This is a genomic window from Serratia sp. LACPHL-BACT-2024-00286, assembly GCF_043109535.1.
Taxonomy (GTDB): Bacteria; Pseudomonadota; Gammaproteobacteria; order Enterobacterales; family Enterobacteriaceae; genus Serratia; species Serratia sarumanii.
Genome location: NZ_JBICNA010000005.1, coordinates 172,497 through 198,857 on the forward strand (window position 1 = coordinate 172,497; position 26,361 = coordinate 198,857).

Annotated in this window: 24 protein-coding genes; 12 read left to right on the forward strand and 12 right to left on the reverse strand. The window is 57.8% G+C overall.

The genetic code is table 11. From position 1 onward, the window contains the following. Window positions 1-19: 19 nt before the first annotated feature. Complete coding sequence (gene hspQ, locus ACF8MC_RS16545) at window positions 20-337, forward strand: heat shock protein HspQ (RefSeq protein ID WP_033637900.1); 318 nt, start codon at window positions 20-22, stop codon at window positions 335-337. 57 nt (window positions 338-394) lie between these two features. On the opposite strand, the gene ACF8MC_RS16550 is transcribed toward hspQ, so the two are convergent. Further along, entirely contained in the window at window positions 395-808 is a 414-nt protein-coding gene (locus tag ACF8MC_RS16550) for a CoA-binding protein (protein ID WP_033637899.1), read from the reverse strand. Window positions 809-1,063: 255 nt separating this feature from the next. Here ACF8MC_RS16550 and ACF8MC_RS16555 point away from each other — a divergent pair, with 255 nt between their 5' ends. Further along, complete coding sequence (locus tag ACF8MC_RS16555) at window positions 1,064-1,729, forward strand: DUF2057 family protein (RefSeq protein WP_060429882.1); 666 nt, start codon at window positions 1,064-1,066, stop codon at window positions 1,727-1,729. Window positions 1,730-1,852: 123 nt separating this feature from the next. Continuing rightward, complete coding sequence (locus tag ACF8MC_RS16560; protein WP_015377363.1) at window positions 1,853-2,311, forward strand: methylglyoxal synthase; 459 nt, start codon at window positions 1,853-1,855, stop codon at window positions 2,309-2,311. A gap of 32 nt (window positions 2,312-2,343) precedes the next feature. Here ACF8MC_RS16560 and helD read toward each other — a convergent pair whose 3' ends face one another. Further along, window positions 2,344-4,398, reverse strand: a complete 2,055-nt coding sequence (gene helD, locus ACF8MC_RS16565; protein WP_164104766.1) for a DNA helicase IV — start codon at window positions 4,396-4,398, stop codon at window positions 2,344-2,346. A 166-nt stretch (window positions 4,399-4,564) separates the two neighbouring features. Between helD and ACF8MC_RS16570 the strand changes: the two genes are divergently transcribed. Both ACF8MC_RS16570 and yccS read left to right on the forward strand, forming a co-directional pair. Beyond that, entirely contained in the window at window positions 4,565-5,017 is a 453-nt protein-coding gene (locus ACF8MC_RS16570) for a YccF domain-containing protein (protein WP_164104765.1), read from the forward strand. 26 nt (window positions 5,018-5,043) lie between these two features. Continuing rightward, a complete protein-coding gene (yccS, locus tag ACF8MC_RS16575; protein WP_033646568.1) occupies window positions 5,044-7,179 on the forward strand; it encodes a YccS family putative transporter in 2,136 nt (711 codons plus the stop codon). 4 nt (window positions 7,180-7,183) lie between these two features. Here the strand turns inward: yccS and ACF8MC_RS16580 are convergent, their stop codons facing one another. Further along, window positions 7,184-7,840: a TfoX/Sxy family DNA transformation protein gene (locus ACF8MC_RS16580; protein WP_033646570.1), complete on the reverse strand. Its 657-nt coding sequence runs from the start codon at window positions 7,838-7,840 to the stop codon at window positions 7,184-7,186. Window positions 7,841-8,069: 229 nt separating this feature from the next. Between ACF8MC_RS16580 and sulA the strand changes: the two genes are divergently transcribed. Together sulA and ompA are read left to right on the forward strand one after the other, a co-directional pair. After that, window positions 8,070-8,576, forward strand: coding sequence for an SOS-induced cell division inhibitor SulA (gene sulA / locus ACF8MC_RS16585; protein ID WP_047568282.1), 507 nt, complete (start codon window positions 8,070-8,072; stop codon window positions 8,574-8,576). 357 nt (window positions 8,577-8,933) lie between these two features. After that, window positions 8,934-10,013: a porin OmpA gene (gene ompA / locus ACF8MC_RS16590; RefSeq protein WP_033638719.1), complete on the forward strand. Its 1,080-nt coding sequence runs from the start codon at window positions 8,934-8,936 to the stop codon at window positions 10,011-10,013. Window positions 10,014-10,101: 88 nt separating this feature from the next. Here the strand turns inward: ompA and matP are convergent, their stop codons facing one another. After that, window positions 10,102-10,560 (reverse strand): macrodomain Ter protein MatP, encoded by a 459-nt coding sequence (gene matP, locus ACF8MC_RS16595; protein WP_004928138.1) that lies wholly within the window; start codon window positions 10,558-10,560, stop codon window positions 10,102-10,104. Window positions 10,561-10,770: 210 nt separating this feature from the next. On the opposite strand from matP, the gene ACF8MC_RS16600 reads away from it, so the two are divergent. The 4 genes from ACF8MC_RS16600 to fabF all read left to right on the forward strand — a co-directional run bounded on the left by ACF8MC_RS16600 (window position 10,771) and on the right by fabF (window position 15,221). Then, a complete protein-coding gene (locus tag ACF8MC_RS16600) occupies window positions 10,771-12,519 on the forward strand; it encodes a Lon protease family protein (protein WP_033646573.1) in 1,749 nt (582 codons plus the stop codon). 68 nt (window positions 12,520-12,587) lie between these two features. Then, window positions 12,588-13,106, forward strand: coding sequence for a bifunctional 3-hydroxydecanoyl-ACP dehydratase/trans-2-decenoyl-ACP isomerase (fabA, locus tag ACF8MC_RS16605; RefSeq protein WP_004928144.1), 519 nt, complete (start codon window positions 12,588-12,590; stop codon window positions 13,104-13,106). Between the two features lie 313 nt (window positions 13,107-13,419). Continuing rightward, complete coding sequence (locus ACF8MC_RS16610; RefSeq protein WP_033637890.1) at window positions 13,420-13,947, forward strand: helix-turn-helix domain-containing protein; 528 nt, start codon at window positions 13,420-13,422, stop codon at window positions 13,945-13,947. After that, complete coding sequence (fabF, locus tag ACF8MC_RS16615) at window positions 13,944-15,221, forward strand: beta-ketoacyl-ACP synthase II (RefSeq protein WP_033637889.1); 1,278 nt, start codon at window positions 13,944-13,946, stop codon at window positions 15,219-15,221. Before ACF8MC_RS16610 ends, fabF begins: the two co-directional genes overlap by 4 nt. Before the next feature lie 63 nt (window positions 15,222-15,284). Here the strand turns inward: fabF and rmf are convergent, their stop codons facing one another. The 6 genes from rmf to rlmKL all read right to left on the reverse strand — a co-directional run bounded on the left by rmf (window position 15,285) and on the right by rlmKL (window position 23,342). After that, complete coding sequence (rmf, locus tag ACF8MC_RS16620) at window positions 15,285-15,455, reverse strand: ribosome modulation factor (RefSeq protein ID WP_004928150.1); 171 nt, start codon at window positions 15,453-15,455, stop codon at window positions 15,285-15,287. A gap of 270 nt (window positions 15,456-15,725) precedes the next feature. Then, window positions 15,726-16,286: a membrane integrity-associated transporter subunit PqiC gene (pqiC, locus tag ACF8MC_RS16625; protein WP_039566678.1), complete on the reverse strand. Its 561-nt coding sequence runs from the start codon at window positions 16,284-16,286 to the stop codon at window positions 15,726-15,728. After that, the gene (gene pqiB, locus ACF8MC_RS16630) at window positions 16,283-17,929 is read right to left on the reverse strand and encodes an intermembrane transport protein PqiB (RefSeq protein WP_033646578.1); all 1,647 of its coding nucleotides are present in this window, start codon (window positions 17,927-17,929) and stop codon (window positions 16,283-16,285) included. The genes pqiC and pqiB overlap by 4 nt, the downstream gene beginning before the upstream one ends. Continuing rightward, the gene (pqiA, locus tag ACF8MC_RS16635; protein ID WP_071883795.1) at window positions 17,916-19,232 is read right to left on the reverse strand and encodes a membrane integrity-associated transporter subunit PqiA; all 1,317 of its coding nucleotides are present in this window, start codon (window positions 19,230-19,232) and stop codon (window positions 17,916-17,918) included. The genes pqiB and pqiA overlap by 14 nt, the downstream gene beginning before the upstream one ends. A 73-nt stretch (window positions 19,233-19,305) precedes the next feature. After that, window positions 19,306-21,210 (reverse strand): ABC transporter ATP-binding protein, encoded by a 1,905-nt coding sequence (locus tag ACF8MC_RS16640; protein ID WP_033637886.1) that lies wholly within the window; start codon window positions 21,208-21,210, stop codon window positions 19,306-19,308. 5 nt (window positions 21,211-21,215) lie between these two features. Continuing rightward, window positions 21,216-23,342 carry a bifunctional 23S rRNA (guanine(2069)-N(7))-methyltransferase RlmK/23S rRNA (guanine(2445)-N(2))-methyltransferase RlmL gene (gene rlmKL, locus ACF8MC_RS16645; RefSeq protein ID WP_174158912.1) on the reverse strand — a complete coding sequence of 709 codons (2,127 nt, stop codon included), beginning with the start codon at window positions 23,340-23,342 and terminating at the stop codon, window positions 21,216-21,218. A 103-nt stretch (window positions 23,343-23,445) separates the two neighbouring features. On the opposite strand from rlmKL, the gene ACF8MC_RS16650 reads away from it, so the two are divergent. After that, a complete protein-coding gene (locus ACF8MC_RS16650) occupies window positions 23,446-24,549 on the forward strand; it encodes a YcbX family protein (protein ID WP_164104763.1) in 1,104 nt (367 codons plus the stop codon). A 6-nt stretch (window positions 24,550-24,555) separates the two neighbouring features. Here ACF8MC_RS16650 and ACF8MC_RS16655 read toward each other — a convergent pair whose 3' ends face one another. Together ACF8MC_RS16655 and pyrD are read right to left on the reverse strand one after the other, a co-directional pair. After that, window positions 24,556-25,104: a cell division protein ZapC gene (locus tag ACF8MC_RS16655; protein ID WP_033637882.1), complete on the reverse strand. Its 549-nt coding sequence runs from the start codon at window positions 25,102-25,104 to the stop codon at window positions 24,556-24,558. A 176-nt stretch (window positions 25,105-25,280) separates the two neighbouring features. Then, on the reverse strand, window positions 25,281-26,291 hold the full coding sequence (gene pyrD, locus ACF8MC_RS16660) for a quinone-dependent dihydroorotate dehydrogenase (protein ID WP_019454516.1): 1,011 nt from the start codon (window positions 26,289-26,291) through the stop codon (window positions 25,281-25,283). Window positions 26,292-26,361: the final 70 nt, after the last annotated feature.

The following is a 26,361-nucleotide window of genomic DNA, read 5'->3' on the forward strand; positions in this document are numbered from 1 at the left end:
TGTTTCTCAGGAGGTCATCATGATTGCCAGCAAATTCGGTATCGGACAACAGGTTAGGCATAAACTGCTGGGGTATTTGGGCGTCGTGATCGATATCGACCCGGAATACTCTTTGGAACAACCCAAAGCTGACGAAATAGCGGCGAACGATGAACTGCGTTCAGCCCCTTGGTACCACGTGGTGATGGAAGACGAGGAAGGCCAACCGGTACACACCTATCTGGCGGAAGCGCAGCTGGATAGCGAAGCCCAGGAGGCACACCCCGAGCAACCATCGCTGGATGAACTGGCGGAATCCATCCGTCACCAGCTACAGGCGCCACGCTTGCGCAATTGACCGCGCCAAGACCTGAGAAACCCGAGAGGGCCCGGCATCGCGCCTGGCCCTTTTTATTTAGCGCTCCAACCCTAAGCGCGGGATTTCGATTTTCGGACAGCGATCCATCACCACACGCAACCCGGCCTGTTGCGCCAGCGCTGCCGCCTGCTCGTTAATCACCCCTATCTGCAGCCAGAGCGCCCTGGCGCCGATCGCTATCGCCTCTTGCGCCACGCCGTAAGCCGCTTCTGAATTGCGAAACACGTCAACCATATCCACCGGCTGCGGGATAGCGGCCAGCGTAGGGTAAACCTGCTGCCCCAGCAGCGTCTGCCCCGCCAGTTTTGGGCTGACCGGGATCACCTGATACCCTTGCGCCAACAGATACGCCATCACCCCATAGCTGGGCCGTGATGGGTTATCGCTGGCACCGACCAGCGCGATAGTTTTCACCTGTTGCAACAGCTCAACAATCTCTTGATCTTGCATCTTCAACTCCCGTTTATCACTGCGTCACTTTCCATTTCGAGTGTAACCGATCGGCATTCGTTCGGTTAAACGCAACGCAAGGGAAACTTCACAGCAATCTTATGGTCAGAGGCTGTCGCGGTTCAGCTGCGCATGGTCATGTCTAATCGCGATAAAATATGTAAAAATGTAAACAAAATACCCGATTGAAAAATTTTGACACAACCTATGCCGTGTTCAACACTTAGCGTTACGCCACTTTATAAGGAGATAATGATGAAATTTGGTCTGGTGGTTGCGGCGTTGCTCAGCATCAGCATGCCTGCCGCGGCTACGACCCTGAAACTCTCCCCGGACATCGACCTGCTGGTGGTCGACGGCAAGAAAATGACAGGTTCGTTGTTAAAAGGCGCCGACAGCCTTGAACTGGATGGCGGGCAGCACCAGTTGCTGTTTAAAGTGACCAAAACCGTACGTTCCGGCCAGCATACGCAGGCCTATGCTTCCTTGCCGCTGGTTGCCACCTTCAATACGCAAAAGATCAGCCAGGTGGCGATCGAACTGCCACGCATCGAGAACGATCGTGATGCGCAACGCTTTGACAGAACGTTGAATTATCTGGTGGTCGATAAAGACGGCAACACCCTGCCGTTCCGGCATGATGTGCTGCATCCCGACAGCGTCACCTTCAATACCGATTTGGAAAAGGTGATGACCGATTACAACCGCCAGAACCGCCCGGCCTCCGTTCCGAGCTTTGTTCAGGCGAACGCGGGCAATGCCTCAGCCCTCGCGTTGGCCGGCGCGCCGATAAACGCCCCGACGGTGACGTTGAAAGGTGAAAACGTGTCGGAACAAATGCTGCAATACTGGTTTCAACAGGCCGACAAGGAAACACAGAAGCGTTTTCTGCGCTGGGCCAATAAACAACCGATTCGCTGATCCCTCCCGGCGCCTTTCCCCGTAAAGGCGTCTTTTCTTCGCATTTTCAAGCGCAAACGCTAGGCAGTGAAAAACAGTTTCAGTAATCTGTCGCACATTCCCCGATTAGCGAAGGACACCGAGATGGAATTGACCACCCGCACTATCGCCGCGCGCAAACACATTGCGCTGGTGGCGCACGATCACCGCAAACAGGCCCTGCTGGAGTGGGTAGAAAGCCACAAGACCATTCTGGCGCAGCACCAGCTGTACGCCACCGGCACTACCGGTAATCTGATCCAGCGCGCCAGCGGCATTCCCGTCACCAGCATGCTGAGTGGCCCGATGGGCGGCGATCAGCAGGTTGGCGCACTGATTGCGGAAGGCAAGATAGACATGCTGATCTTCTTCTGGGATCCGCTGAACGCGGTGCCGCACGATCCGGACGTGAAGGCGCTGCTGCGGCTGGCGACCGTATGGAATATTCCGGTGGCCACCAACCGCTCGACCGCCGACTTTCTGATCGACTCTCCGCTGTTCAAAAGCGAGGTGGAGATCGCCATCCCCGACTATCAGCGCTACCTGCAAGACCGCCTGAAATAGTCCTCGCGGCCTGGCAGCCGCCAGGCCCAGGCTTACGGTTTTTTCTGCACCGGTACGCCAAGATCTTGCAGGTGTTCAACGAACACCGAAGGACGTTCACGATCCTGCAACAGCCACACCTGATGTTTAGCGCGCGTCAACGCGACATACAGCAGACGGCGCTCTTCGGCATCCGGGAAATCCTCCGGCTGCGGCAGCAGCACCTCTTCCAACACCGACTCGCGCGCCACGGCGGGGAAGCCGTCACGCCCATCATGCAAACCGGCGATGATGACGTATTCCGCCTGCTGCCCCTTGCTGGCGTGGATGGTCATAAATTCCAGATCCAGCTTGGGCCAGCGGGTGGCCGCCTTCGCCAGCGCTTCCGGTTTCAGATGATGGTAGCGCGCCAGCACCAGGATGCGCTCATCCGGCTTGGCGTAGCCGCTCAGTTTATCCAGCAAGGGCTCCAACTGCTCGTGCGGCAGGATCGCCACCGACTTTTTATTGCCCTTGCTCAGGCTGTTGAGCGGTTTTTTCAGCTGGTGCGGGTTCTGCTGCACGAACCGGTTGGCCACCTCGCCGATACGTTCGTTGAAGCGATAAGTGGTGTCCAGCGCGCACTGCGCCCCTTCGCCGAAGTGGGTGGCAAAAGCCGTGGTTAACGTCAACTCTGCGCCGCTGAAGCGATAAATCGCCTGCCAGTCATCCCCCACCGCAAACAGGCAGGTCTGCTTGTTCTGCCGACGCAGCGCCGCCAGCAACAGCGCACGCTGCGGCGAGATATCCTGAAACTCATCGACCAGAATATGTTTCCACGGGCTGACGAAGCGCCCCTTGTCGAGAATGTTGACCGCCTGATGAATAAGGCCGGAGAAGTCCACCGCTCCTTCCTCTTTCAAGGCGCTTTTCCAGGCTTTCAACAGTGGCGCCATCAGCCGAATGCGTTTCGAAAACAGATCGCGGATTTCTTCATCCGCCTGCTCAATCATTTCCGCCTGGCTGCCGCCGTGCATGCGCATCAGCCCCAGCCAGCGTTCCAACCGGCCCGCCAGCCGGTCCGCCAGGCGTTTATCCTGCCAGAAGTCGCCTTCCGGCACGTCCCATTCCAGCTCCTCGGTCAACCATTGACGCCACCCCTTCGCCTGGGCTTTTTTCTCTGCACATTGCTCGCGCCAATGGGCAATCAGCAACGCTTTGCGCGCGCTGGCATCGGTTTCCAACCGGCTGATGGCCGGGGCTTTGCGGCTGCCTTGTTGAATGATCTGCAGCGCCAATGCATGGAATGTTTTGGCCTGAATACCGAGATCGCCCAAACGTTCTTTGATGCGATCATTCATCTCACTCGCAGCCTGACGGCCGAACGCCAACAGCAAGATTTGGCCCGGCTCCGCCTCCTGACGGCGCAGCAGCCAGCCGGCGCGCGCCACCAGCACCGACGTCTTGCCGCTGCCGGCCCCCGCCAATACCAGGACGGAATCCTCGCCGTTGACCACCGCACGGCTCTGAGAGTCATTGAGCGGTGAGCTCTCGACGGTCTGGAAGAAGTCGTGATGTTGCTCCAGCATGCGATCGGTCCACTGCCGGTTGCGTTGGTCGACACTGCGTTGCCCCTGCTGCAGCCATTGCAGACACAGATGGTAATCGGCCCGGCAGTTATCGAATTCCTCCAGGCGCGCCACCGGCATTGGCAGCGCGGAGAAGGCTTCACGGATTTGCTGCTGCAGTTTGCCCAGCTCAGACTTTTTGAACCATTTATCTTGCTGCTCAATGCGCTGAATCTGTGCCACCTGCTGTTGCAACACGCCGGCACTGACCTCACTCATTTCGGCGCTCCACTGCTGCCACGCCTGCTGCAGATAGTGATAAAAACGCTGCGTTTCCTGCCACTCGGTGCCGTGCAGTCGCACCACTTTTTCGTCCGGCAATTCAAATTCCAGCTCGCCCCAGACGATGCCGCGCTTGCACCTGACCTGAATCAGTTGATTGAAGGGGATCAGGTATTCATGTTTTTCCCCGCTCACCTCAACGCCGGCGTGCAGCAACCGCACGCGGTTATAAGGGTGCTGAGCCAGGTGTTTCCCCAGCGATGTCGCTTTAAGTTCCATATCGTCGCGCCATGACTATGTTGAGATTAAATAACGGATATCTGCCAGTTTACCTGCGATAAGCAGTGGCACTCTAGCGCTAAAAAAAGGGTAGAATAGATTTTGCGTTTTTATCGTGAATACGCCCGCATCGCGGTTTGGCCAACATTAGAGCAGAATGACGTCTATGCGTACTGTACTGAATATTCTTAATTTTGTGTTGGGCGGTTTCTTCACCACGCTGGGTTGGCTCATCGCCACGGTGTTCAGCGTGCTGCTGGTCATCACGCTGCCGCTCACCCGCTCCTGCTGGGAAATCACCAAGCTGTCGCTGGTGCCGTTCGGCAATGAGGCAATCCACGTCGATGAGCTCTACCCGGAAAAAAGCAATGCGCTGCTCTCCGCCGGCGGCTCACTGCTCAACGTTATCTGGCTGGTGCTGCTCGGCTGGTGGCTGTGCCTGTCACACATCGCCGCCGGTATCGTGCAGTGCGTTTCGATCATCGGCATTCCGGTCGGCATCGCCAATTTCAAAATTGCCGCCATCGCGCTGTGGCCGGTGGGGCGCCGCGTCGTCTCGGTAGAAATGGCTCAGCAAGCGCGTATTGAGAATGCTCGCCGCCACTATCATCAGCGTTAATTTTTTCTCCGTTTGAGGAGTTTTTCGTGCGCTCTTTTGCACCCGCAGTACGTCGTTACACCTATAACAGCAATCTGCTGTATCACCTGCGCATCCTTATTGCGCTGATCGGCACCACCGCCGTTCCCTGGTGGCTGGGCATTCCCAAGCTGACCATCCCGCTGACGCTGGGCGTGGTGGCAGCGGCCCTGACCGACTTGGATGACCGCCTGGCCGGCAGGTTACGCAACCTGCTGATCACGCTGGTGTGCTTCTTTGTCGCCTCAGCTTCAATCGAGCTGCTGTTCCCCTATCCCTGGTTGTTCGCCCTTGGCTTAACCACGTCGACCTGCGGTTTTATCCTTCTGGGCGCCTTGGGGCAACGTTACGCCACCATCGCCTTCGGCGCACTGCTGATCGCGGTTTACACCATGCTCGGCACCGCCATGTACGATGCCTGGTATCAGCAACCGCTGCTGCTGGTGATCGGTGCGCTGTGGTACAACCTGCTGACGCTGGCGGGCCACTTGCTGTTCCCTATCCGGCCACTGCAAGAGAACCTGGCGCGCTGCTACGATCAACTGGCCAACTATCTGGATGCCAAAGCCAACCTGTTCGATCCCGACGCCGAACGCGACGCCGACCTGCCATGGATGGATGTTGCGATGGCCAACAGCGCGTTGGTCGCGTTGCTTAACCAGACCAAAGCCTCGCTGCTGACGCGCCTGAAAGGCGATCGCGGCCAGCGCGGCACCCGCCGTACCTTGCACTACTATTTTGTCGCGCAGGATATCCACGAACGCGCCAGCTCTTCCCACGTTCAGTATCACGCGCTCAGCCGGCAATTCCGCCACAGCGATATTTTATTCCGCTTCCAGCGTTTGCTGAGCATGCAGGCGCGCGCCTGCCGCCAACTGGCACAATCGATCCTGCTGCGGCAAAAATACCAGCACAACCCGCGTTTTGAGCCGGCCTTCAGCCGCATTCAGGAGGCCTTGGCGCGCATCGCCGAAACCCAGGGCAATTCAGAACAAACCAAGGCGCTGGCGCACCTGCTGAAAAACCTGCATGCGATCGATGCGCAGCTGGCCAATATTGAGTCAGAGCAGACGCTGGCAAGCGGGCAAGCGGAAGAGAACAGCCTGGCCGACGATCGCTTAACCGGCTGGAGCGATATCCGCCTGCGCATCAGCCGCCATTTGACGCCGCAATCGGCCCTGTTCCGCCACGCGATCCGCATGTCGGTGGTGCTGTGCGTGGGTTACGCTTTCATCCAGTTCACCGGCATGCAACACGGTTACTGGATCCTGTTGACCAGCCTGTTCGTCTGTCAACCGAACTACAACGCTACCCGCCGACGCCTGGCGCTGCGCATCATCGGCACCCTGGCCGGTATCCTGATCGGCCTGCCGATCCTCTATTTCGTGCCTTCACTGGAAGGACAGCTGGTGTTGATCGTCATCACCGGCGTTCTATTTTTCGCTTTCCGCACCGTCCAGTATGCCCACGCCACCATGTTCATCACGCTACTGGTCTTGTTATGCTTTAACCTGTTGGGTGAAGGATTCGAAGTAGCCGCCCCGCGCGTTTACGACACCTTGTTGGGCTGCGCCATCGCCTGGGCGGCGGTCAGCTTTATCTGGCCGGACTGGAAATTCCGCCAACTGCCGGCGGTGGTGGATAAAACCCTGAATGCCAACTGCCGTTATCTGGACGCCATTCTGGTGCAATACCACCAGGGTAAGGATAACGGCCTCGCCTACCGCATTGCGCGGCGAGATGCCCACAACAGCGATGCCGAACTGGCTTCGGTCATCTCCAACATGTCCGCCGATCCCAAGGCCGACAAGGAATTGCAGGAAGCCGCCTTCCGCCTGCTTTGCCTCAACCACACTCTCCTGAGTTATATCTCGGCGTTGGGGGCGCACCGCGAGCGGCTGAATACCCCTGTCACCCTCGATCTGCTCAATGATGCCGTGTGTTACGTGGACGGCGCCTTGCATCAGGAAGAACGGAACAGCCAGCGCATTGCGCAAGCGCTGGAACAGCTGGCGGAGCGCATTCGCAGAGCCGTTCCGGAACCTGAAAGCAAAGAGCAGTTGGTGTTGCAACAGGTGGGGTTGATGCTCGAACTGCTGCCGGAGCTCACCGCACTCCACGCCCAAATCAATAAGGCAATCTAATTATTCAGGGCTCGCTCGATGGGCCCTGAACCACTGGCTCATGCCCATGGCGGCGCATCGCCATCGTATGATCGAACCAGCGCACCAGTTCGTTGCGCAATTCGGCCGGCAACGCCGCCTGATGATAACCGGCTATCGCGCCGCCCAGCGACAGCAGCACGCGCAGCCCCAGATTGGTCTGCTGTTGCAGCAGGCGGAGATAGCTGCGTTTAGCGCCTTGCAGCCGCAGGTCATAGGCGTTGCGGATACCCGCTCGCCATAGCAAGCGCTCCATGTTGACATCGATATTCGGCAACGCCTTCAATCGACCGTGATCGCCGGCCTTAAGCCGCTGCTCTCGACGCGCTTCCCTGACGGCCTGCCAGGCCAGCCCCACCAGCTCGTTGCGTTCCCGCCACAGCGACTCGTCAACCCAGTAATAACGCAAAGTGATGGGCACTCCACGCTTGGAATAGACCATATTGACCATCCCTCTGGCGCGAAAAGCCGGTTCCATGCTCGCCGTAGCCCGCAGGTACAACTCTCCTTCCGCTATCACTGCAAACATTACCCCCTCGGCCAGCAGGCCGTAGCCGCCAAACTGTGACCGCGTGGTGATGGCGCCCAGCGCCGCGAAGCAATTTTTAGCCTGTGCGATCCTTCGTATCGACATCCTTTTCATAGCGTTTCTCCTTTTTAGGTTCCGGTCGTATTATTTCTCTTATCAATGAAAAGAGTAACGTGAACAACTAATTAGGAAAATACGCACTATCCACCCGCATGCCAATCACAAAAAACACCGGTACAAAAAATGATCGCAATTATGCGAGCCGCTACGAAAATTTGGGTTGATCTTATCCCAAATCAGGTATACTGTATAAACATACAGTAACACGACGGGCGGGAACTTTATGCGTACTCAATCACTCTACCAACCTCATTTCAGCCAAGGCTCTTTTACAGCGCGCAATGTTGAGAAGAACACGGATGTCGGCAAAGAGAATGGCTTGATCAGTGAACTTGTTTACAACGAGCGCCAGCCCGCAGTGGCTCAATTGCTGTTGCCCCTGCTGCTGCAACTGGGCAAGCAGTCTCGCTGGCTTCTGTGGCTGACACCGCAGCAAAAATTAAGCAAGCAATGGCTGCAGCAATCCGGCCTGCCTGTAGATAAGATGGTGCAATTGAGCCAAATCAGCCCGGTGAATACGGTCGAGGCTATGGAAAAAGCGCTGCAAACGGGAAATTACAGCGTGGTTCTTGGCTGGTTGCCCGAGCTAACGGAGGAGGATCGTCTAAGATTAAGACGTGCGGCAGAATTGGGTAATGCCTATGGGTTTATCATGCGCCCTCAACGTGACATTAACCCGACTCACGGACACTGTTCCACCCTAAAAATTCACTCTTCTTTGTATCATTAAGTAAATTTAGGATTTTTCCCATCATTTTCGCACCCCATAAGCGGAACCTTTGCGGTGGAAGGCACAAAGCTAGTCCGGCTGCGGTTTGGCAAGTAAAAACGCCCAAGGAATCGCCGTTTTTTTAGGCTAAGAATGTTAGCAAATATGTACGATTCCGCGTTTTTTTTTAGAGCCTTATCACATCACACTTGTAACTTTCGCGCCACGTTGTAGACTTTACATCGCCAAGGTTGCTCTATAACGTCAGAAAAACTGGCGAGTAACAAACGAGGGCTTAAACCTTGGCGAAGGAATTTAACCAAGGGCTTAAAACAGCTTTAAAGCTCATTGCCTATTTGGATGATAACGAGGCGCAAAATGAAAAAGACAGCTATCGCATTAGCAGTGGCACTGGCAGGTTTCGCTACCGTAGCGCAAGCCGCTCCAAAAGATAACACTTGGTACACCGGTGCTAAACTGGGCTGGTCCCAGTACCATGACGTTGGCTTCTACGGCAACGGTTACCAGAACGGTATCGGCAACGGTCCTACCCACAAAGATCAGCTGGGTGCCGGCGCGTTCCTGGGCTACCAGGCAAACCAATACCTGGGCTTCGAACTGGGCTATGACTGGCTCGGCCGCATGCCTTACAAAGGCAGCGTGAACAACGGTGCTTTCAAAGCGCAGGGCGTTCAACTGGCCGCTAAACTGAGCTACCCAATTGCTGACGATCTGGACATCTACACTCGTCTGGGTGGTATGGTATGGCGTGCAGATTCCAAAGCTAACTACGGCCGTACTGGTCAGCGTCTGAGCGACCACGACACCGGCGTTTCTCCGCTGGCTGCTGTTGGTGTTGAATACGCACTGACCAAAAACTGGGCTACTCGCCTGGATTACCAGTTCGTAAGCAACATCGGTGACGCAGGTACCGTTGGCGCGCGTCCAGACAACACCATGCTGAGCCTGGGCGTTTCTTACCGCTTCGGTCAGGATGACGTAGTTGCTCCAGCACCAGCTCCGGCTCCAGCTCCAGTTGTTGAAACCAAGCGTTTCACTCTGAAGTCTGACGTGCTGTTCAACTTCAACAAGTCTACTCTGAAAGCAGAAGGCCAACAGGCTCTGGATCAGCTGTACAGCCAGCTGAGCTCCATGGATCCTAAAGACGGTTCCGTAGTTGTTCTGGGTTACACCGACGCCGTTGGTTCTGACCAGTACAACCAGAAACTGTCCGAACAACGTGCACAGAGCGTTGTTGACTACCTGGTCTCCAAAGGCATCCCGTCAGACAAAATCTCTGCACGTGGTATGGGTGAAGCAGATGCAGTTACTGGCAACACCTGTGGCTACAAATCTGGCCGCGCTACCAAAGCTCAGATCGCTTGCCTGGCACCAGATCGTCGCGTAGAGATCGAAGTTAAAGGTATCAAAGACGTTGTAACTCAGCCTCAGGGCTAAGTTTACTCGCCTAATAAAAACCCCGCATAGCGGGGTTTTTTTTCGTCCTATTGTTGAAACCAAGCGCAACAAAGGCGCGCTCACGCACTTACTTGGGATCTTTGCCAAGAATCGCCTTCAAGTCTTCTTTCAACGACGACATCTGGTTCGCATACTTTTCTTTGCGTTCAGCGTCTTCGATAAGCTGCACGACGGTTTCCGACAGCGTAACGCCACGTCGGCGCGCCAGGGCAGCCAATCGTTGCCAAACCAAAAACTCCAGATCGATAGATTTTTTACGCGTATGCTGATGTTCTGCGTTAAAATGACGTTTACGGCGGGCGCGGATCGTTTGTTTCATCCGGTTATCCAGTTCCGGATTCATGTGAGCGGCAATCCATGCAAGTACCTTTACCGGCTCATTTTCCAGCTTCAGCAGCTCGTTAACCGCCTCCTGAGCAGCGCTGTTTTCAATGTAGCGGGTAATGAGTTCCCCTTCCCGATGTTTCTTCACCAGGTACTTCCATTTCCAACCGCTCTCCAGATTTTCCAGTTGCTGATATTTCATCTTGAGCTCTTCAGTGACCGCGTAACTTCAAATAAGCATAACAGCTTTGCGCCAAATTTCCCCGGCAATTAAGCCGTCTTTTAGACTGTTTTTTGCACAGTCACCGCGCGATGTCAAACTCCCTGATGCCAACTGGCACTCCGCATGTATCAAGCCGCCGTTATTCTTGTATAATCGCCCTTTCCCTTTTTAACGATTGCATCTAACACTTTGACCAATAACCGACTTGAATGGCAATCTTTATTGCCGGACGTAACGCCTTATCAGGCGATATTTGATACCGCCGCTCAGTTGGCACCCGTGCCCTTTTCCGCCATTCAGCCTCGGCTGGAAAATGCCCTGACGCTATTTTGCCACCCCCAATCGCCGCCGCGTTTCATGCTGTTGAAGGCGCAAGAAACACGAGAGTATCTGGAACTGATCGCTCACGCCGTCACGCCACTGCTGCCGAAAAACACGGCATGCCGCGGCAGCCACTATGTCATTCAGGATGGCAAAGTCAGCGTAGAGCCGGCCAGCCGTGGCGATGAACCTTTTGCCGCCGGCGGCGCTTGCCTGTTCCAGGAGTGGGTTGAGCCGGAGCAACTGTTTGGCTGCGTACGGATCCACAATGGCGACATCACCCTGCAGCCGGGTCTGGTGCACCAGGCCAACGGCGGCATTTTGATTCTGTCGGCCCGCGCCCTGTTGGCTCAGCCGTTGCTATGGCTGCGGCTGAAGCAAATGATCGGCCAACGTCAGTTCCATTGGGTTTCGCCAGACGAAACCCGCCCGCTGCCGGTAGCCATTCCGCCAATGCCGCTGGAGCTGCGGCTGATTGTGGTCGGCGATCGCCACGGCCTGGCCGATTTTCACGATATCGAGCCGGAACTGAGTGAACAAGCGGTCTACGGTGAATTCGAAGACGATCTGCAGCTGACTGAAGTTGATGATATGGCGCAGTGGTGCGGCTACGTCAACGGCGTGATTGCCGACCAGCAGTTGCCGATGCTGGCGAGCGACGCCTGGGCGCCGCTGATCGTTCAGGCCGTGCGTTACAGTGGCGACCAGGGCATCCTGCCACTCTCGCCGGTTTGGCTTGGCCAGCAGCTGTCCGAAGCCGCACTGTATGCCGAAGAAGATCGCATTACGGCCAAAGCGTTCGAAGCGGCGTTAAATGCCCGCGAATGGCGTGAAAGCTATCTGGCCGAACGTATGCAGGATGAAATCGAGCTGGGCCAGATTCTGATTGAGACCGAGGGTGAAGTGATAGGGCAAATCAACGGCCTGTCAGTCCTGGATTATCCCGGCCATCCACGCAGTTTTGGCGAACCGTCGCGCATCAGTTGCGTTGTGCATCTCGGCGACGGCGAATTCACCGACGTCGAGCGCAAAGCCGAACTGGGCGGCAACCTGCACGCTAAAGGCATGATGATCATGCAGGCGTTTTTGATCGCCGAGCTGGATCTGGATCAGCAGTTACCCTTCTCCGCTTCCATCGTCTTTGAGCAATCTTACGGTGAAGTAGACGGCGACAGCGCCTCGCTGGCTGAACTGTGCGCGTTGATCAGCGCCCTGTCACAGCAACCGATCACCCAGCAGATCGCCGTCACCGGCTCCGTCGACCAATTCGGCAACGTACAGCCGATAGGTGGCGTTAACGAAAAGATCGAAGGTTTCTTCGAGGTTTGTTTGCGCCGCGGCCTGACGGGTAAACAGGGCGTCGTATTGCCCGCGACCAACGTGCGCCACCTGTGCCTGCGCCAGGATGTCGTCGACGCGGTACGCGAAGGGCAATTCCATCTGTGGGCGGTAGAGAGCGCGGCGGAAGCCTTGCCTTTGCTCACAGGTTGCCTCTACTCTGACGAACAACAGCCGAACTTGTTGGCGGCCATTCAGGAACGGATTGCGCAGGTGAGCCTGCAGGAACGCCGACGTCCGTGGCCGCTGCGCTGGCTCAACTGGTTCAACCACGGCTGATCGGACTTGTTCAGCGTACACGTGTTAGCTAACCTGCGTCCTTCATTAAAATAAGGCTTACTGAGAACATGGTAGATAAACGCGATTCCTATACGAAAGAAGACCTCGAAGCATCCGGCCGTGGCGAGCTGTTCGGCGCCGGTGGCCCACCGTTGCCGGCAGGTAACATGTTGATGATGGACCGCGTGGTCAAGATGACCGAAGACGGCGGAACTCACAACAAAGGTTATGTGGAAGCGGAGCTGGATATTAATCCGGACCTATGGTTCTTCGGTTGCCACTTTATCGGCGATCCGGTCATGCCAGGCTGCCTGGGCCTGGATGCGATGTGGCAGCTGGTCGGTTTCTACCTCGGTTGGCTGGGTGGCGAAGGCAAAGGCCGCGCGCTGGGCGTCGGTGAAGTCAAGTTTACCGGCCAGGTGCTGCCAACCGCGAAGAAAGTGACCTACCGCATTAACTTCAAACGCGTCATCACCCGCAAGCTGATCATGGGCGTCGCCGATGGCGAAGTGCTGGTTGACGGCGAAGTGATCTATACCGCTACCGATCTGAAAGTGGGTCTGTTCAAGGACACCACGGCGTTCTGATCACGCTGAGGAGAAGGCGGCCATCGTCTTGTTTTCTAATCCTCTTCGCATGCCATCACGCCCAGCGTGATGGCATTTCTTTCTCTTCTCGTTTAAAGACTACTCACCTCCTTTAATTGCCCGCTGCCGAAACGTTTTTTCCCCCTGTCTCCACCCTATTCCTACCCGAACGCAGGCCAGTTGAGCGAGGCCTCTCCCCGCAGCCCGCACTGACGCGATAGCGGTTTTTTGCATCCGGTCATTTTCTTGCCCCTCAAAATCGCCTAGTATAGCCATCATGTAACTACAATAAATGTATCCACAAAGAGGCGATATGCAAAAAACCCGCTTTAGCGATACACCTTGCCCCGTCGCACGTTCGTTAGATCGCGTCGGAGAATGGTGGAGCATCCTGATCCTGCGTGATGCCTTTCAGGGGTTGTCCAAGTTCGACGAATTCCAACAAAGTCTGGGGATTTCACCCACTCTCCTGGCTCGACGCCTGAAGGATTTAGTGGCCCACGGCATTCTGCATAAGCAACGTTATCAAACGCGGCCGGTTCGCTATCAATATCTGCTCACCGAACGCGGCAACGATTTTCTTCCCGTACTGGCAGCTCTCTCACAATGGGGCAATCGCCATTTGATCGACGGTGACATTAGCGCCTTGTTAGTCGACGGCCGCACCGATCGGCCGATCCAGGTCCAGTTGATCAACGTCGAGACCCAACAGCAGGTGCCGCCGCAGTTTATTACGTTGGCACCGGGGCCTGCGGCAAATGACGGCATACGTCAACGCGCCGAACTGATGCGGCAGCGGCGCCTCGCTGATTTATCCGAACTCACCAAGGAGCAGTCATGAGCAATCGTCGTATCGTTATTACCGGCATGGGCGCCGTTTCACCGTTAGGGTGCGGCGTGGAGACCATCTGGCAACGTTTATTAAAAGGAGAGTCCGGCATTCGGGCTTTACCTGACGAGATCGTTGCAGATTTGCCGGTCAAGGTCGGGGGGCAAGTCCCCGAACTGGCGCAAGATGCCGAGGCGGGATTCAACCCAGACGCGTCCGTCGCCCCCAAGGACCAAAAGAAAATGGATCGCTTTATTCTGTTTGCCATGGCGGCGGCGGATGAAGCCGTTCGTCAGGCCGGCTGGATAGCCGATACGGAGGAAAAACAAGAGCGAACCGCCACCGTCATCGCCTCGGGCATTGGCGGCTTCCCGGCCATTGCCCAGGCGGTGCGCACTACGGACAGCCGCGGCGCCAAGCGCCTGTCGCCATTCACCATCCCCTCTTTCCTGGTCAATCTGGCGGCCGGTCACGTTTCCATCAAGCATCACTTCAAAGGCCCGATTGGGGCGCCGGTCACCGCCTGTGCGGCCGGCGTGCAGGCCATTGGCGACGCGGTGCGTATGATCCGCAATGATGAGGCCGATATCGCCCTGTGCGGCGGTACCGAAGCGGCTATCGACACCGTAAGCCTGGGCGGATTCGCCGCCGCGCGCGCCATGTCCACCGCACCGGCCGAGTTGGCGCGACAGGCCTCCCGGCCTTTCGACAGCGCCCGGGACGGTTTTGTCATGGGGGAAGGCGCCGGCATGCTGGTGATTGAAACGCTGGAGCATGCGCGGGCGCGCGGCGCTACGCCGCTCGCGGAAATCGTCGGCTATGGCACCAGCGCCGACGCCTACCACATGACCTCCGGTGCTGAAGACGGCAACGGCGCCTATCGGGCGATGAAAATCGCGTTGAAGCAGGCGAATGTCGCCCCAGAAGAGGTTCAGCATTTAAACGCGCACGCGACTTCGACACCCGTAGGCGATTTAGGTGAAATCAATGCCATCAAGCACCTGTTTGGCACCGCCGGGACTGTCGCCGTGACCTCGACGAAATCAGCGACCGGGCACCTGCTCGGCGCCGCCGGCGGGCTGGAAACCATCTTTACCGCCCTGGCTCTGCGCGATCAGATAGCTCCTGCAACGCTGAATCTGGATAACCCCGATCCGGCGGCGGCAGGCTTGCATCTGGTCGCGAAACGGGCTGAATCGATGGACATGACCTACGCCTTATCAAACGGCTTTGGCTTTGGCGGCGTGAATGCGAGTATTTTACTGAAACGCTGGCAGGACGAATAAACGGCACAAACAAAAACCTCCGCCAAAGGCGGAGGTTATTCCTTTTATTTGACAGGGAGCCGCTTAAGCGGTCACAGCCCTGTCTTCCATGGCTTCTCGCCAACCTCCCAGCCATTGAGACCGGGCGTCCACCGATGATTGGTAGGGACAATGTTCCCTGGAACGCCCTAAAATACCTGCCTGATACCCTCTCGAATGCGCCCTTTCCAGACGATCGCGTTTCTGTCTCTTCATGCCTCGTTTCCCTCATTTTGGTCTGGTGGAAAGAAAACAATGGCTGCTTTTTGCGCAGCCACGAGTAATCAATAGCGCTAAAAGAAGAGAAGATCAATGCGCAAAATTCACGCCAATGTCATATTTGTGAGCTACGCCCGAGGAAAGTGCTAAGTGGCTGATCTGCCGGGGAAGGGTTTAACTTTTTGAAATTAAATAGAAATCCCTGCCAGCGAAAAAAAACGAATTTTCACGCTGACAGGGATTAGACGATTTTAGACCAAATTATGACTAAATGCCGCCCATCTGTGCTGCGATAGCCTGAGCTTCCTGCTGCCAGCCCTGCGCCAGGGTGCGCACCAGGGCATCATAGCCGTCCTCGCCCTGTTTCAATTCCAGGCTGAAAGGCCGTTTGATCAAACGCCCCTGGCGGTTCAGCACCCACTCGCCGCGAACGATCGCCTTGCCGTCAAAACGGCCGTGGAAGCCGCTGACGGTGACGTTGAGCACATCCTGATCGCTACTCATCGGCTGCGAAGAGACCACCCAGCCCGGCAGCGCGCTGCTCAGGTTGGTGACCAGCGTTTGCTGCAGCTGCTGGTCGAGCGGGCTGGCCCACAGATTGTTCTGCGCTATCACATACTGCACGTCGTTGGTCTGATACACCACGCCGCTCTGCGCCAGATAATCCGCCACGCTCACGTGCTCCAGCCACAGCTGGCGCGTGGAGGCACCGCTGCTGCTGGCCGCGGCCGGCGCACCCAGCGCCGGCAACTGATAGTAGGTCTTCTGTGGCGAACTGCTGCAGGCGCTGAGCAACAGCGCCAGGGCTACCGGGATCCATTTCATCATTTCGTGGCCTTCTTCGGCTGAGGGTCAGTGCTGCCGGCGGCTTCAAACACCAGCGCGTTGCTCTTCTCATTCAGGGTGCGCAGCACCGGTTGCAGCTCACGCAACACCTGGTCGAGGCGCTGCATATCGCCCACCATCTTGTTGTAAGCCGGCGAACCAGGCTGGAACCCTTTCATGCTGCGGTTCAGCTCCAGCAGGGTTTTCTGCATGTCCTGCGGCAGCGCCTGCATCTCTTTGCTGGCGATGATGTCGTTCAGCGACTTCATGGTTTGCTGCGTCGATTTCATGGTTTTCTGACTTTCCGCCAGCGTCTTGGTCGCTTCGTTGATCATCGGATTGATCGGCATCGAATTAATCTTATCCAACGTCTGCATCAGTTTCTGCTGGATCTGCGCCAGACCGCCGCTGGTGGTCGGCATCAGCGGATAACCGAACAGCTCGCGCGGCCCTTTCCACGGTTTCTCCTGCGGATAGAAGTCGAGATCGATGTACAGCGAACCGGTCAGCAGGTTGGCGGACTTCATCGAGGCGCGCATGCCGCGGGATTCGGCGTCTTTCAAATGCCCTTCGATATCGAAATTGCCGCCCAACTCTTTCTGGAAGCGATCCGGCTCGATGCGGATCAACACCGGAATGCGGTAATCGTTGTCCAGGCGCTGCGCCATGCCCTCTTTGTAGAACGGCACCTGCGCCACCGTGCCCAGACGAATGCCGCGGAACTCGACCGGGGCGCCCGGCTGCAGGCCGCGCACCGAATCGGAGAAGAACAGCAGGTAGTCCTTATGCACGGTATACAGCGAATCCTGCGTGCTGCGCTGGTTGTCGAACAGCTGGTACTCCGCCTTCTCTTTCGCCTGTTCGCCGCGATCCCAGCCCTCCGGCACGTCAAAACTGACGCCGCCGCTGAACAGGGTGGTCAGCGACCCCATCTCCACCCGCATGCCCTGCGCCGACATGTCGAACGCCACGCCGCTGTCTTTCCAGAAGCGCACGTTGGTGGTAACCAGCTGATCGTAAGGCGCGGTAATGAACAGCTGATAGCGCATGGCGCGCGTTTTAGGATCGAAATAGCTGGTTTCCACCGAGCCGACGCGGTAGCCGCGGAACAGCACCGGATCGCCGGCGTTGAGCTGGCCCGATCTTTCGCTGTCCAGCACGATGCGCAGCCCTTTGGCATCCGGAGAGGCCAGCGGCGGCGCGTCGAGCAGCTGATAGTTGTCTTTGCCGTCTTTGCCCTTGTTGCCCGGCTGCAGTTCGATATAGGCGCCGGAGAGCAGCGTGCCCAGCCCGGAGACGCCTTCACGGCCGATCTGCGGTTTCACCACCCAGAAGGCGGAGTCCTGGCGCAGCAATTTCTCCATGCCGGAATTAAGGCGCGCCTGCACCATCACCTTGCTCAGATCCTCGCTCAGCGTGACGGTTTCCACCACGCCGACGTCCACGCTGCGGCTTTTGATTTTGGTTTTACCCGCTTCCAGCCCTTCCGCCGTCGTGGTGACCAGCGTCACTACCGGCCCCTGATGGCTGAAGTGGTAAAACAGGATCCAGGCGCCGATCAGCGCGGTCACGATGGGAATGATCCACACCGGCGACCAGCGCTTGATCTTCTCGACGTCCGCGACGCTATGATTATTTTCCGTCACCTTGCGGCTCCTTGTTGATTGTTTCACTTGCGCGATCCCAGGTCAGCCGGGGATCAAATGTCATGGCGGCGAACATGGTGAGGATCACCACGAGCGCGAACAGCACGGCGCCCGTCGCGGGGTAAATGCTCATCAACTGCCCCATTCGCACCAGCGCCGACAATACGGCGATCACAAACACGTCGATCATTGACCAGCGGCCAACGAATTCGACCACTTCATAAATCAGATGCATGCGCTCGCTGTCGGCGCGCGGTTTCTTCCTGCCGTTCGCATCCCAGCACAGCCAGCCGATCGCCAGCATTTTCAGCGACGGCACCATGATACTGGCGATGAAAATCACCAGCGCCACCGGATAAGAGCCGTCGCCCCACAGCAGGATCACCCCCGCCATGATGGTGGAGTTCATTTTGTTGCCCAGCGCCTCGGTCACCATGATCGGCATCAGGTTGGCCGGAATGTACAGCATGACGGAGGTCACCAACAGCGCCAGCGTCCACTGCAGGCTGTGGCGGCGACGTACGTAGCCGTTGGTGTGGCAGCGCGGGCAGCGCACCTGATTGGCCGGCAGGATCGCCGTGCAGCAGGCGCAAGAGCGCACGCCCTGCCGCATGCCGGTGCGCCCCACCGTCAGCGGGCGATCGAGGCGCGGCGCCGGTTCGATGTCCTGCCACAGCCAGCGCCGATCCACGCACTGGAAGGCGCGCACCTGCAGCAGGCAGAACAGGCAATAAGGCACGAAGCTGCTGCCGATGCCGATATCGCCGTAGGCCATCAGCTTGACGAAGCTGACCAACACCCCGGCGAGGAAAATTTCCACCATGCACCAGGTCTTGAACTGGAACAGCACCCGGGCCATCCACTCTTTCAGCCCCAGCGGCAAACGCACTTTGGCACACAGCAGAATGATCGCCACCATGCAAAACGCCGGGATCAGCTGCACGAACACCATAAACAGCGTGGCCATGCTGGCGTAGTCTTCCGCCACCATGACTTCCGGAATTTGAATCAGCCGGATTTCATTGCCGATGCCGGCGACGCGCATGTTGATAAACGGGAAAATGTTGGCCAGCACCAGCATGAACAGGGCGCTGAGGGCGTAACCGATCGGCCGCTTGCGCGGCTCGTCCCAGCGGGCGCTGAGCGTGGTTTTGCAGCGCGGGCAGACCGCTTTGCTGCCATAGGCCAGCGGCGGCAGCGCCACCAGCATGTCGCACTGCGGGCACAGCATCAGGTTATCCTGGTGCTCCGCCGAAGGTGCGGAATGACTATGCTGCTGATGATTGTTGTGGGAACACACCATATTCCTCCTAAATAACGTTGCTCACCGGCACGTCGATACCGCCCGCAGCAGCGCGCGGGCGGTATCGCAACGGTCAGCCGTTTTTCATCGCTTCCAGCTCTTCCCAGCGGGCGAAGGCCTGCTCGAGCGCCTGCTCGGCGTTAGCCAGCGCCGTCAGCACTTGTTGCGTTTCGCTGTGCGGCCGCGTGAAGAAGTCGGCGTCGCTCATCTGCGCCTGCAGCGCTTCGATTTCCGCCTCCAGCTGTTCGAGCCGCTGCGGCAACTGTTCCAGTTCGCGCAGCAGGTTGTAACTCAGCTTGGCCGCCGCTTTCTTCGGCTGCTCGGCCTTTTTCTCCGCCGCCGGTTTGCTCGCGCTCGGCGCCGCCTGACGAATCGGTTTCGCCGTGGCGCGCTGATGATGCGCATCGTAGTAACCGCCGACGAAGGCGTTGATCACGCCGTTGCCTTCGAAGATCCAACACTCGGTCACCGAGTTGTCGACGAACTGACGATCGTGGCTGACCAGCAGCACGGTGCCCTGATAGCCGTCGATCAGCTCTTCCAGCAGCTCCAGCGTTTCGACGTCGAGATCGTTGGTTGGTTCATCGAGGATCAGCAGATTGCTCGGTTTCAGAAACAGCTTAGCCAACAGCAGGCGGTTACGCTCACCGCCCGAAAGTGCCTTCACCGGTGTCATCGCGCGTTTCGGGTGGAACAGGAAGTCCTGCAGGTAGCCCAATACGTGACGAGGACGACCGTTGACCATCACTTCCTGTTTGCCTTCCGCCAGGTTGTCCATCACCGTGCGCTCCGGATCGAGATCCGCGCGGTGCTGATCGAAATAGGCCACTTCCAGCTTGGTGCCGCAGTGCACGCGGCCGCTGTCGGCTTTCAGCTGACCGAGCATCAGTTTCAGCAGCGTGGTTTTGCCGCAGCCGTTCGGCCCCACCAGCGCAATCTTGTCGCCGCGCTGTACCTGGGCGGAAAAATCGCGCACCAGCACTTTTTCGCCCACCTGATAATTGACGTTTTCCAGCTCGAACACGATTTTGCCGGAGCGGGTCGCCTCTTCCACCTGCATCTTGGCGGTGCCCATCACTTCGCGGCGCTGCGAACGCTCGACGCGCAGCGCCTTCAGCGCACGCACGCGGCCCTCGTTACGGGTACGGCGCGCCTTGATGCCCTGACGGATCCAGACCTCTTCCTGCGCCAGCTTGCGATCGAACTCGGCGTTTTGCAGCTCTTCCACCCGCAGCGCTTCTTCTTTGCTCTGCAGATACAGATCGTAATTGCCCGGCCAGGAAACCAGCTTGCCGCGATCCAGATCGACGATACGCGTCGCCATGTTGCGGATAAACGAACGGTCGTGCGAGATGAAGACGATGCTGCCGTCGAACTCTTTCAGGAAGCCTTCCAGCCAGTCGATGGTTTCGATATCCAGGTGGTTGGTCGGTTCGTCGAGCAACAGCACGCGCGGCGAGCTCACCAGCGCGCGGCCCAGCGCCGCTTTACGCAGCCAGCCGCCCGACAGCGAGGAAAGCTCGGCGTCGCCGTTCAGCCCCAGCTGCAGCAGCACTTCGCTGATGCGGCTGTCGAGCTGCCACAGCCCCTGGTGATCGAGGATCTCCATGATTTGCGCCATGCGCGCCAGATTTTTCTCGCTCGGGTCGCTCTCCACCAGATGGGAAATCGCATGGTACGCCTTCAGGTGTTCCGCCTGCTCCGCGACGCCTTCGGCCACGAAGTCGAACACGCTGCCGCCGATATTGCGCGGCGGATCCTGTTGCAGGCGCGCCACGATCAGATCCTGCTCGTAGATCACCCGGCCGTCGTCCAGCGGGATCTCTTTGCCGAGGATCTTCAGCAGCGTGGATTTGCCGGCGCCGTTGCGCCCGACCAGACACACGCGCTCGTTGTCTTCGATATGAATTTCGGTGTTGTCTAAAAGCGGCGCATCGCTGAAAGAGAGCCAGGCGCCGGACATGCTGATTAACGACATAGTAATTATTTTCCTTCGCCGGCGTGAGTCACCAGCCAGCAGTTGTGGATCTGACGGTTACGGGCAAAGTCCTGCGACAGCGTCTTGGCGGTGATCTCTTTCGCCTCCAGGCCCAGCGCGCTCAGCCCTGCCATATCCATTTGGAAACCGCGCTTGTTGTTCGAGAACATGATGGTCCCGTTGCGGCGCAGCAACCGTTTCAAATCTTTCATCAGCGCCAGATGATCGCGCTGCACGTCAAAAGTGTTCTCCATCCGCTTGGAGTTGGAGAACGTCGGCGGATCGATGAAGATCACGTCGAACTGTTCGTTGGCGTTGCTCAGCCACGACAGGCAGTCGGCCTGGATCAGCCGATGCTGACGGCCGGTCAGGCCGTTGGCGCGCAGGTTCTTCTCCGCCCATTCCAGGTAGGTGCGCGACATGTCCACCGTGGTGGTGCTGCGCGCGCCGCCCAGCCCGGCGTGCACGCTGGCGGTGCCGGTATAGGCAAACAGGTTGAGGAAGTCCTTGCCGCCGCTCATCTCGCCCAACATGCGGCGCGCAATACGGTGATCGAGGAACAGGCCGGTATCGAGATAGTCGGTCAGGTTAACCCACAGTTTGGCGTTATACTCTTCCACCAGCAGGAACTCGCCCTTCTGCGCCAGCTTCTCGTACTGATTCTTGCCCTTCTGCCGCTCGCGAGTTTTCAGGATCAGCTGATTCGATGGCAATTCCAGCACCGCCAGCGTCGCGTTGATCACATCGAACAGGCGTTGACGCGCTTTCTGCGCATCGACGGTTTTCGGCGGCGCATACTCCTGCACCACCACCTTGCTGCCGTAACGATCCACCGCGACGTTGTATTCTGGCAGATCGGCATCGTACAGGCGGTAGCATTCAATGCCCTGCTGTTTCGCCCACTTGTCGAGCTTCTTCAAGTTTTTGCGCAGACGGTTGGCGAAATCCTCCGCCACCTGCACGCCGCCGGCAGTGGCGCCGGCCGGGTTCGCCGCCAGCTGATAGTTTTTCTGCACGCACTCCAGCGGGCCGTTCTTCGCCTTGAACTGGCGCTCGGCGCGCAGCTGCAGGCAGCTCAACAGCTCCGGCGAGGCGCTGAACAGCGAAAGCTGCCAACCGCCGAAGGCGCTTTTCATCACGCGCCCCAGCATGTTGTGCAGCGCGATCAGCGCCGGTTCGCTTTCCAGACGCTCACCGTACGGCGGATTGCTGATCACGGTGCCGTGCGGGCCTTCCGGCAGCGGATTGGTCAACCGCGCCACGTCACCGACGTTGAAGGTGATCAGCTCGGCGACGCCGGCGCGGCGGGCGTTGCCGCGCGCCATCTCAATCACCCGGCGATCGATATCGGAACCGAAGAAGCGAGAGGCGGTTTCCTGCAGGCCGCGGCGTGCGCGCACCTGCGCTTCAGTGGTGACTTCACGCCACAGTTCGGCGTTGTGGCCATTCCAGGCGCTGAAGCCCCAGTGCTGGCGGTGCAGGCCAGGCGCGCGATCGGCGGCGATCATCGCCGCTTCGATCAACAGCGTGCCGGAGCCGCACATCGGATCGAGCATCGGCGTGCCCGGCTGCCAGCCGGAACGCAGCACGATGGCGGCCGCCAGGTTTTCCTTCAGCGGCGCCTGGCCGGTGAGATCGCGGTAGCCGCGCTGATGCAGGCCTTCACCGCTCAGATCGAGGGCCACGCTGGCCATATCGCGTTGCAGGAAGACGTTAACGCGAATATCCGGCTGCTGCTTGGCAACCGTCGGGCGTTGGTCGAGTTTGCGGGTGAAGCTGTCGACGATGGCGTCTTTCACCTTCAGCGCGCCATACTGGCTGTTGCGGATCTCTTCGTTCACGCCGCTGAAATGCACGGCAAAGGTTTTATCCACGCCAAAAATGCTCGGCCAGTCGATCGCTTGTACCCCGAGGTACAGATCCAGATCGCTGTGCACGCGGAATTCGTTCAGCGGCAACAGAATGCGCGAAGCCAGGCGGCTCCACAGCAGGCTTTGGTACAGAAGACGATCGTCACCCTGAAAATGTACCCCACCCTGCACCACTTTGCAGTCGTGAGCGCCAAGCGCTTCCAGCTCGCTTTTTAACAGTTCTTCCAATCCACGCGCCGTGCTGGCAAACAGAGAGTTCATATCGTGCTTATCACCAAAAAGAAAATTGTTGCGCATTATAGCTAATCCGCACCGCTTGTCATAAAGTTGCTCCCTTCTATTTAATAATCGCACGGAGATGAGGGTGATCACGCTTTCCAGACTCTACGTCCATCCGGTTAAATCACTGCGCGGTCTGCAGCTTTCTTACGCCCAGGTCGGCAGCAGCGGTCTGGCCTTCGACCGCAACTTTATGATCACCGAGCCGGATGGCACCTTTATTACCGCGCGCCAATACCCGCAGATGGTGCTGTTCACGCCGGCGCTGCTGCCGGACGGGCTATTCCTGACCGCGCCGGACGGCGAAAGCGCCGCCATTCGCTTCAGCGACTTCGCCGCCGCGCCGCAGCCGACCGAGGTGTGGGGCAACCATTTCACCGCACTGATCGCGCCGGATGAGATCAACCGCTGGCTGAGCGGCTATTTCCAGCGCGACGTTCAGCTGCGCTGGCTGGGGCCGGAGTTGACCCGCCGGGTGAAAAAACACTCCGAAATCCCGCTGACCTTTGCCGACGGCTACCCTTATCTGCTGATTAACCAGGCTTCGTTCAACGATCTGCAGCGGCGTTGCCCCGGCAGCATCAAGCTGGAGCAGTTCCGCCCCAATTTGGTGGTGAGCGGCGCAGCCGCCTGGGCCGAGGACGGTTGGCAGGTGATCCGCGTCGGCGATGTGATGTTCGATCTGGTAAAACCCTGCAGCCGCTGCGTGCTCACCACCGTCAGCACCGAGCGCGGCCGCAAGCACCCGAGCGGCGAACCGCTGAGTACGCTGCAAAAATTCCGCTCCGCCGACAACGGCGATATCGATTTCGGCCAGAACATGATCGCGCGCAGCAGCGGCATCATCCGCGTGGGCGATACGGTGGAAGTGCTGTCGACCAAGCCGCCGCGCCCTTATGGCGCCGGCAAAGTGGTGGAGAGCGTGCAGGCGCCGCAAGACAGCGAGCACAGCGTCACTATCGAATATGAAGGAAAGGTGTTTACCGGCAACAACCAGCAGATCCTGCTCGAACAGCTGGAACAGCAAGGCATTCGCGTGCCTTACTCCTGCCGCGCCGGGATTTGCGGCAGCTGCCGCATTACGTTGTTGAGCGGTGAGGTCGCGCCGCTGAAGAAAAGCGCGCTGGGCGACAACGGCACCATCCTGTGCTGCAGCTGTATCCCAAAAAGTGATTTGACGTTGGCGTAATCCGCCTTATACCGCCCTGTCGTAAGCCGGGGCGGCGCTTTCATCCTGCGCGCAGGGTTTCAGCCGATCGTGCATCACCTTGATGGCGTCGCCCAATACCATGGTGCGGCCGGCGACCGTCAGTTGATTTTGCGCCAGCAGGCACAGGCTAGCGTTATCCCCGGCCTCTACCACCAGCAAGCGCGCTTCCACGCCGCTTTCCATCACCTTCACCGCCGCCAGCTCGCCGTTTTTCGGCTGCAGCGGGTAATGCTGCTGCGAGAAATGCCAGCTCTTCGGCATCAGCGGTTTCAGGAAGCGGTAGGCGACCAGCGCATTCAACACCAGCTCGGCGCGCTGCTCATGGCTGAGTTTGATCTGCTTGCACTGTTCTTCATAGGTGAAATAAAGGGCGGCGTCATCCACGCAAAAAGCGCATTCATCGAAGGCGTCCGGCGTTAACATTTTGGCCGGGAAACGTGAACGAAAGATCATACCATTAGCTAAATCCAGCATTAGCCGATCGTGTTCGGCATCAAAATACCAACGCCAATTATCGTCAGGTTTTATCTTCATTTCGTATCCTTCTCGCTGCCTATGCCAACGCCGCACTCACCCTAAAAGGCGATTTTATCACCGATAAAATAGCTTAAACATCGGATAATTCCGCGAACGATATTTATGCTAACGAACAAAATATAGACGAGCCGGGGGCAGAAATAAACCCCCGGAATAAAATGAGAGGAAAAATATTAGATATGGGTAACGATATCTTTAATCAAACGCGGGCCGTGATAGATAAATCCGGAATAAATTTGCAGCAGGCTCGCGCCGGCCTCCATTTTTTCGCGCGCCGCCGTCAGCGAATCGATGCCGCCCACGCCGATAATCGGCAGGCGCCCTTGAAGTTCGGTGGAAAGACGACGGATCACTTCCGTGCTGCGTGATTGTAACGGACGCCCACTTAACCCGCCCGCTTGTTCGCAGTAATTTAATCCCTGGATCAATTTTCGATCCAAGGTGGTATTGGTGGCGATCACGCCATCGATATTATGCCGCACCAGGCTGTCGGCAATTTGGATCAATTCTTCTTCTGAAAGATCCGGCGCGATCTTTACCGCCACCGGCACATATTTGTGATGGCGCGCATGTAATTCCTGCTGCTTATTTTTAATCGCAGCTAAAAGATCGTCCAGCGCTTCGCCATACTGTAAGGATCGTAACCCCGGGGTATTCGGTGAAGAGATGTTAATCGCGATATAACCGGCATACGGATAAACTTTATCCATGCAGATCAAATAATCGTCTTTACCCTGTTCGACCGGGGTGTCTTTATTCTTGCCGATATTGATCCCAAGAATGCCGCCGAAATGGGATTTCTTAACGTTTTCAACCAGATTGTCTACGCCATGGTTATTGAACCCCATGCGGTTGATCAGGCCTTCCGCCTCAACCACGCGGAACAAGCGCGGCTTGTCGTTGCCCGGTTGCGGGCGCGGCGTCACGGTGCCGACTTCCACATGGCCGAAGCCCATCGCGCCGAACGCATCGATGCATTCGCCGTTTTTATCCAGACCGGCGGCCAATCCCAGCGGATTTTTGAACGACAGCCCCATGCAGCTGACCGGTTTGGTCGGCACGGACTGACGGACAAGAAACGCTAAAGGGGTGCCGGTAATACGGCTGAGCTGACGAAAGGTCACTTCGTGCGCGCGCTCGGGATCGAGCTGGAACAACGCTTTCCTGATGAGGGGGTAGTACATGGACTCTCCTGATTTCCCGGTTGCAAACCGGGGGCGTATTATCCGGTATCCCCCGCCCAATTGGAATTGA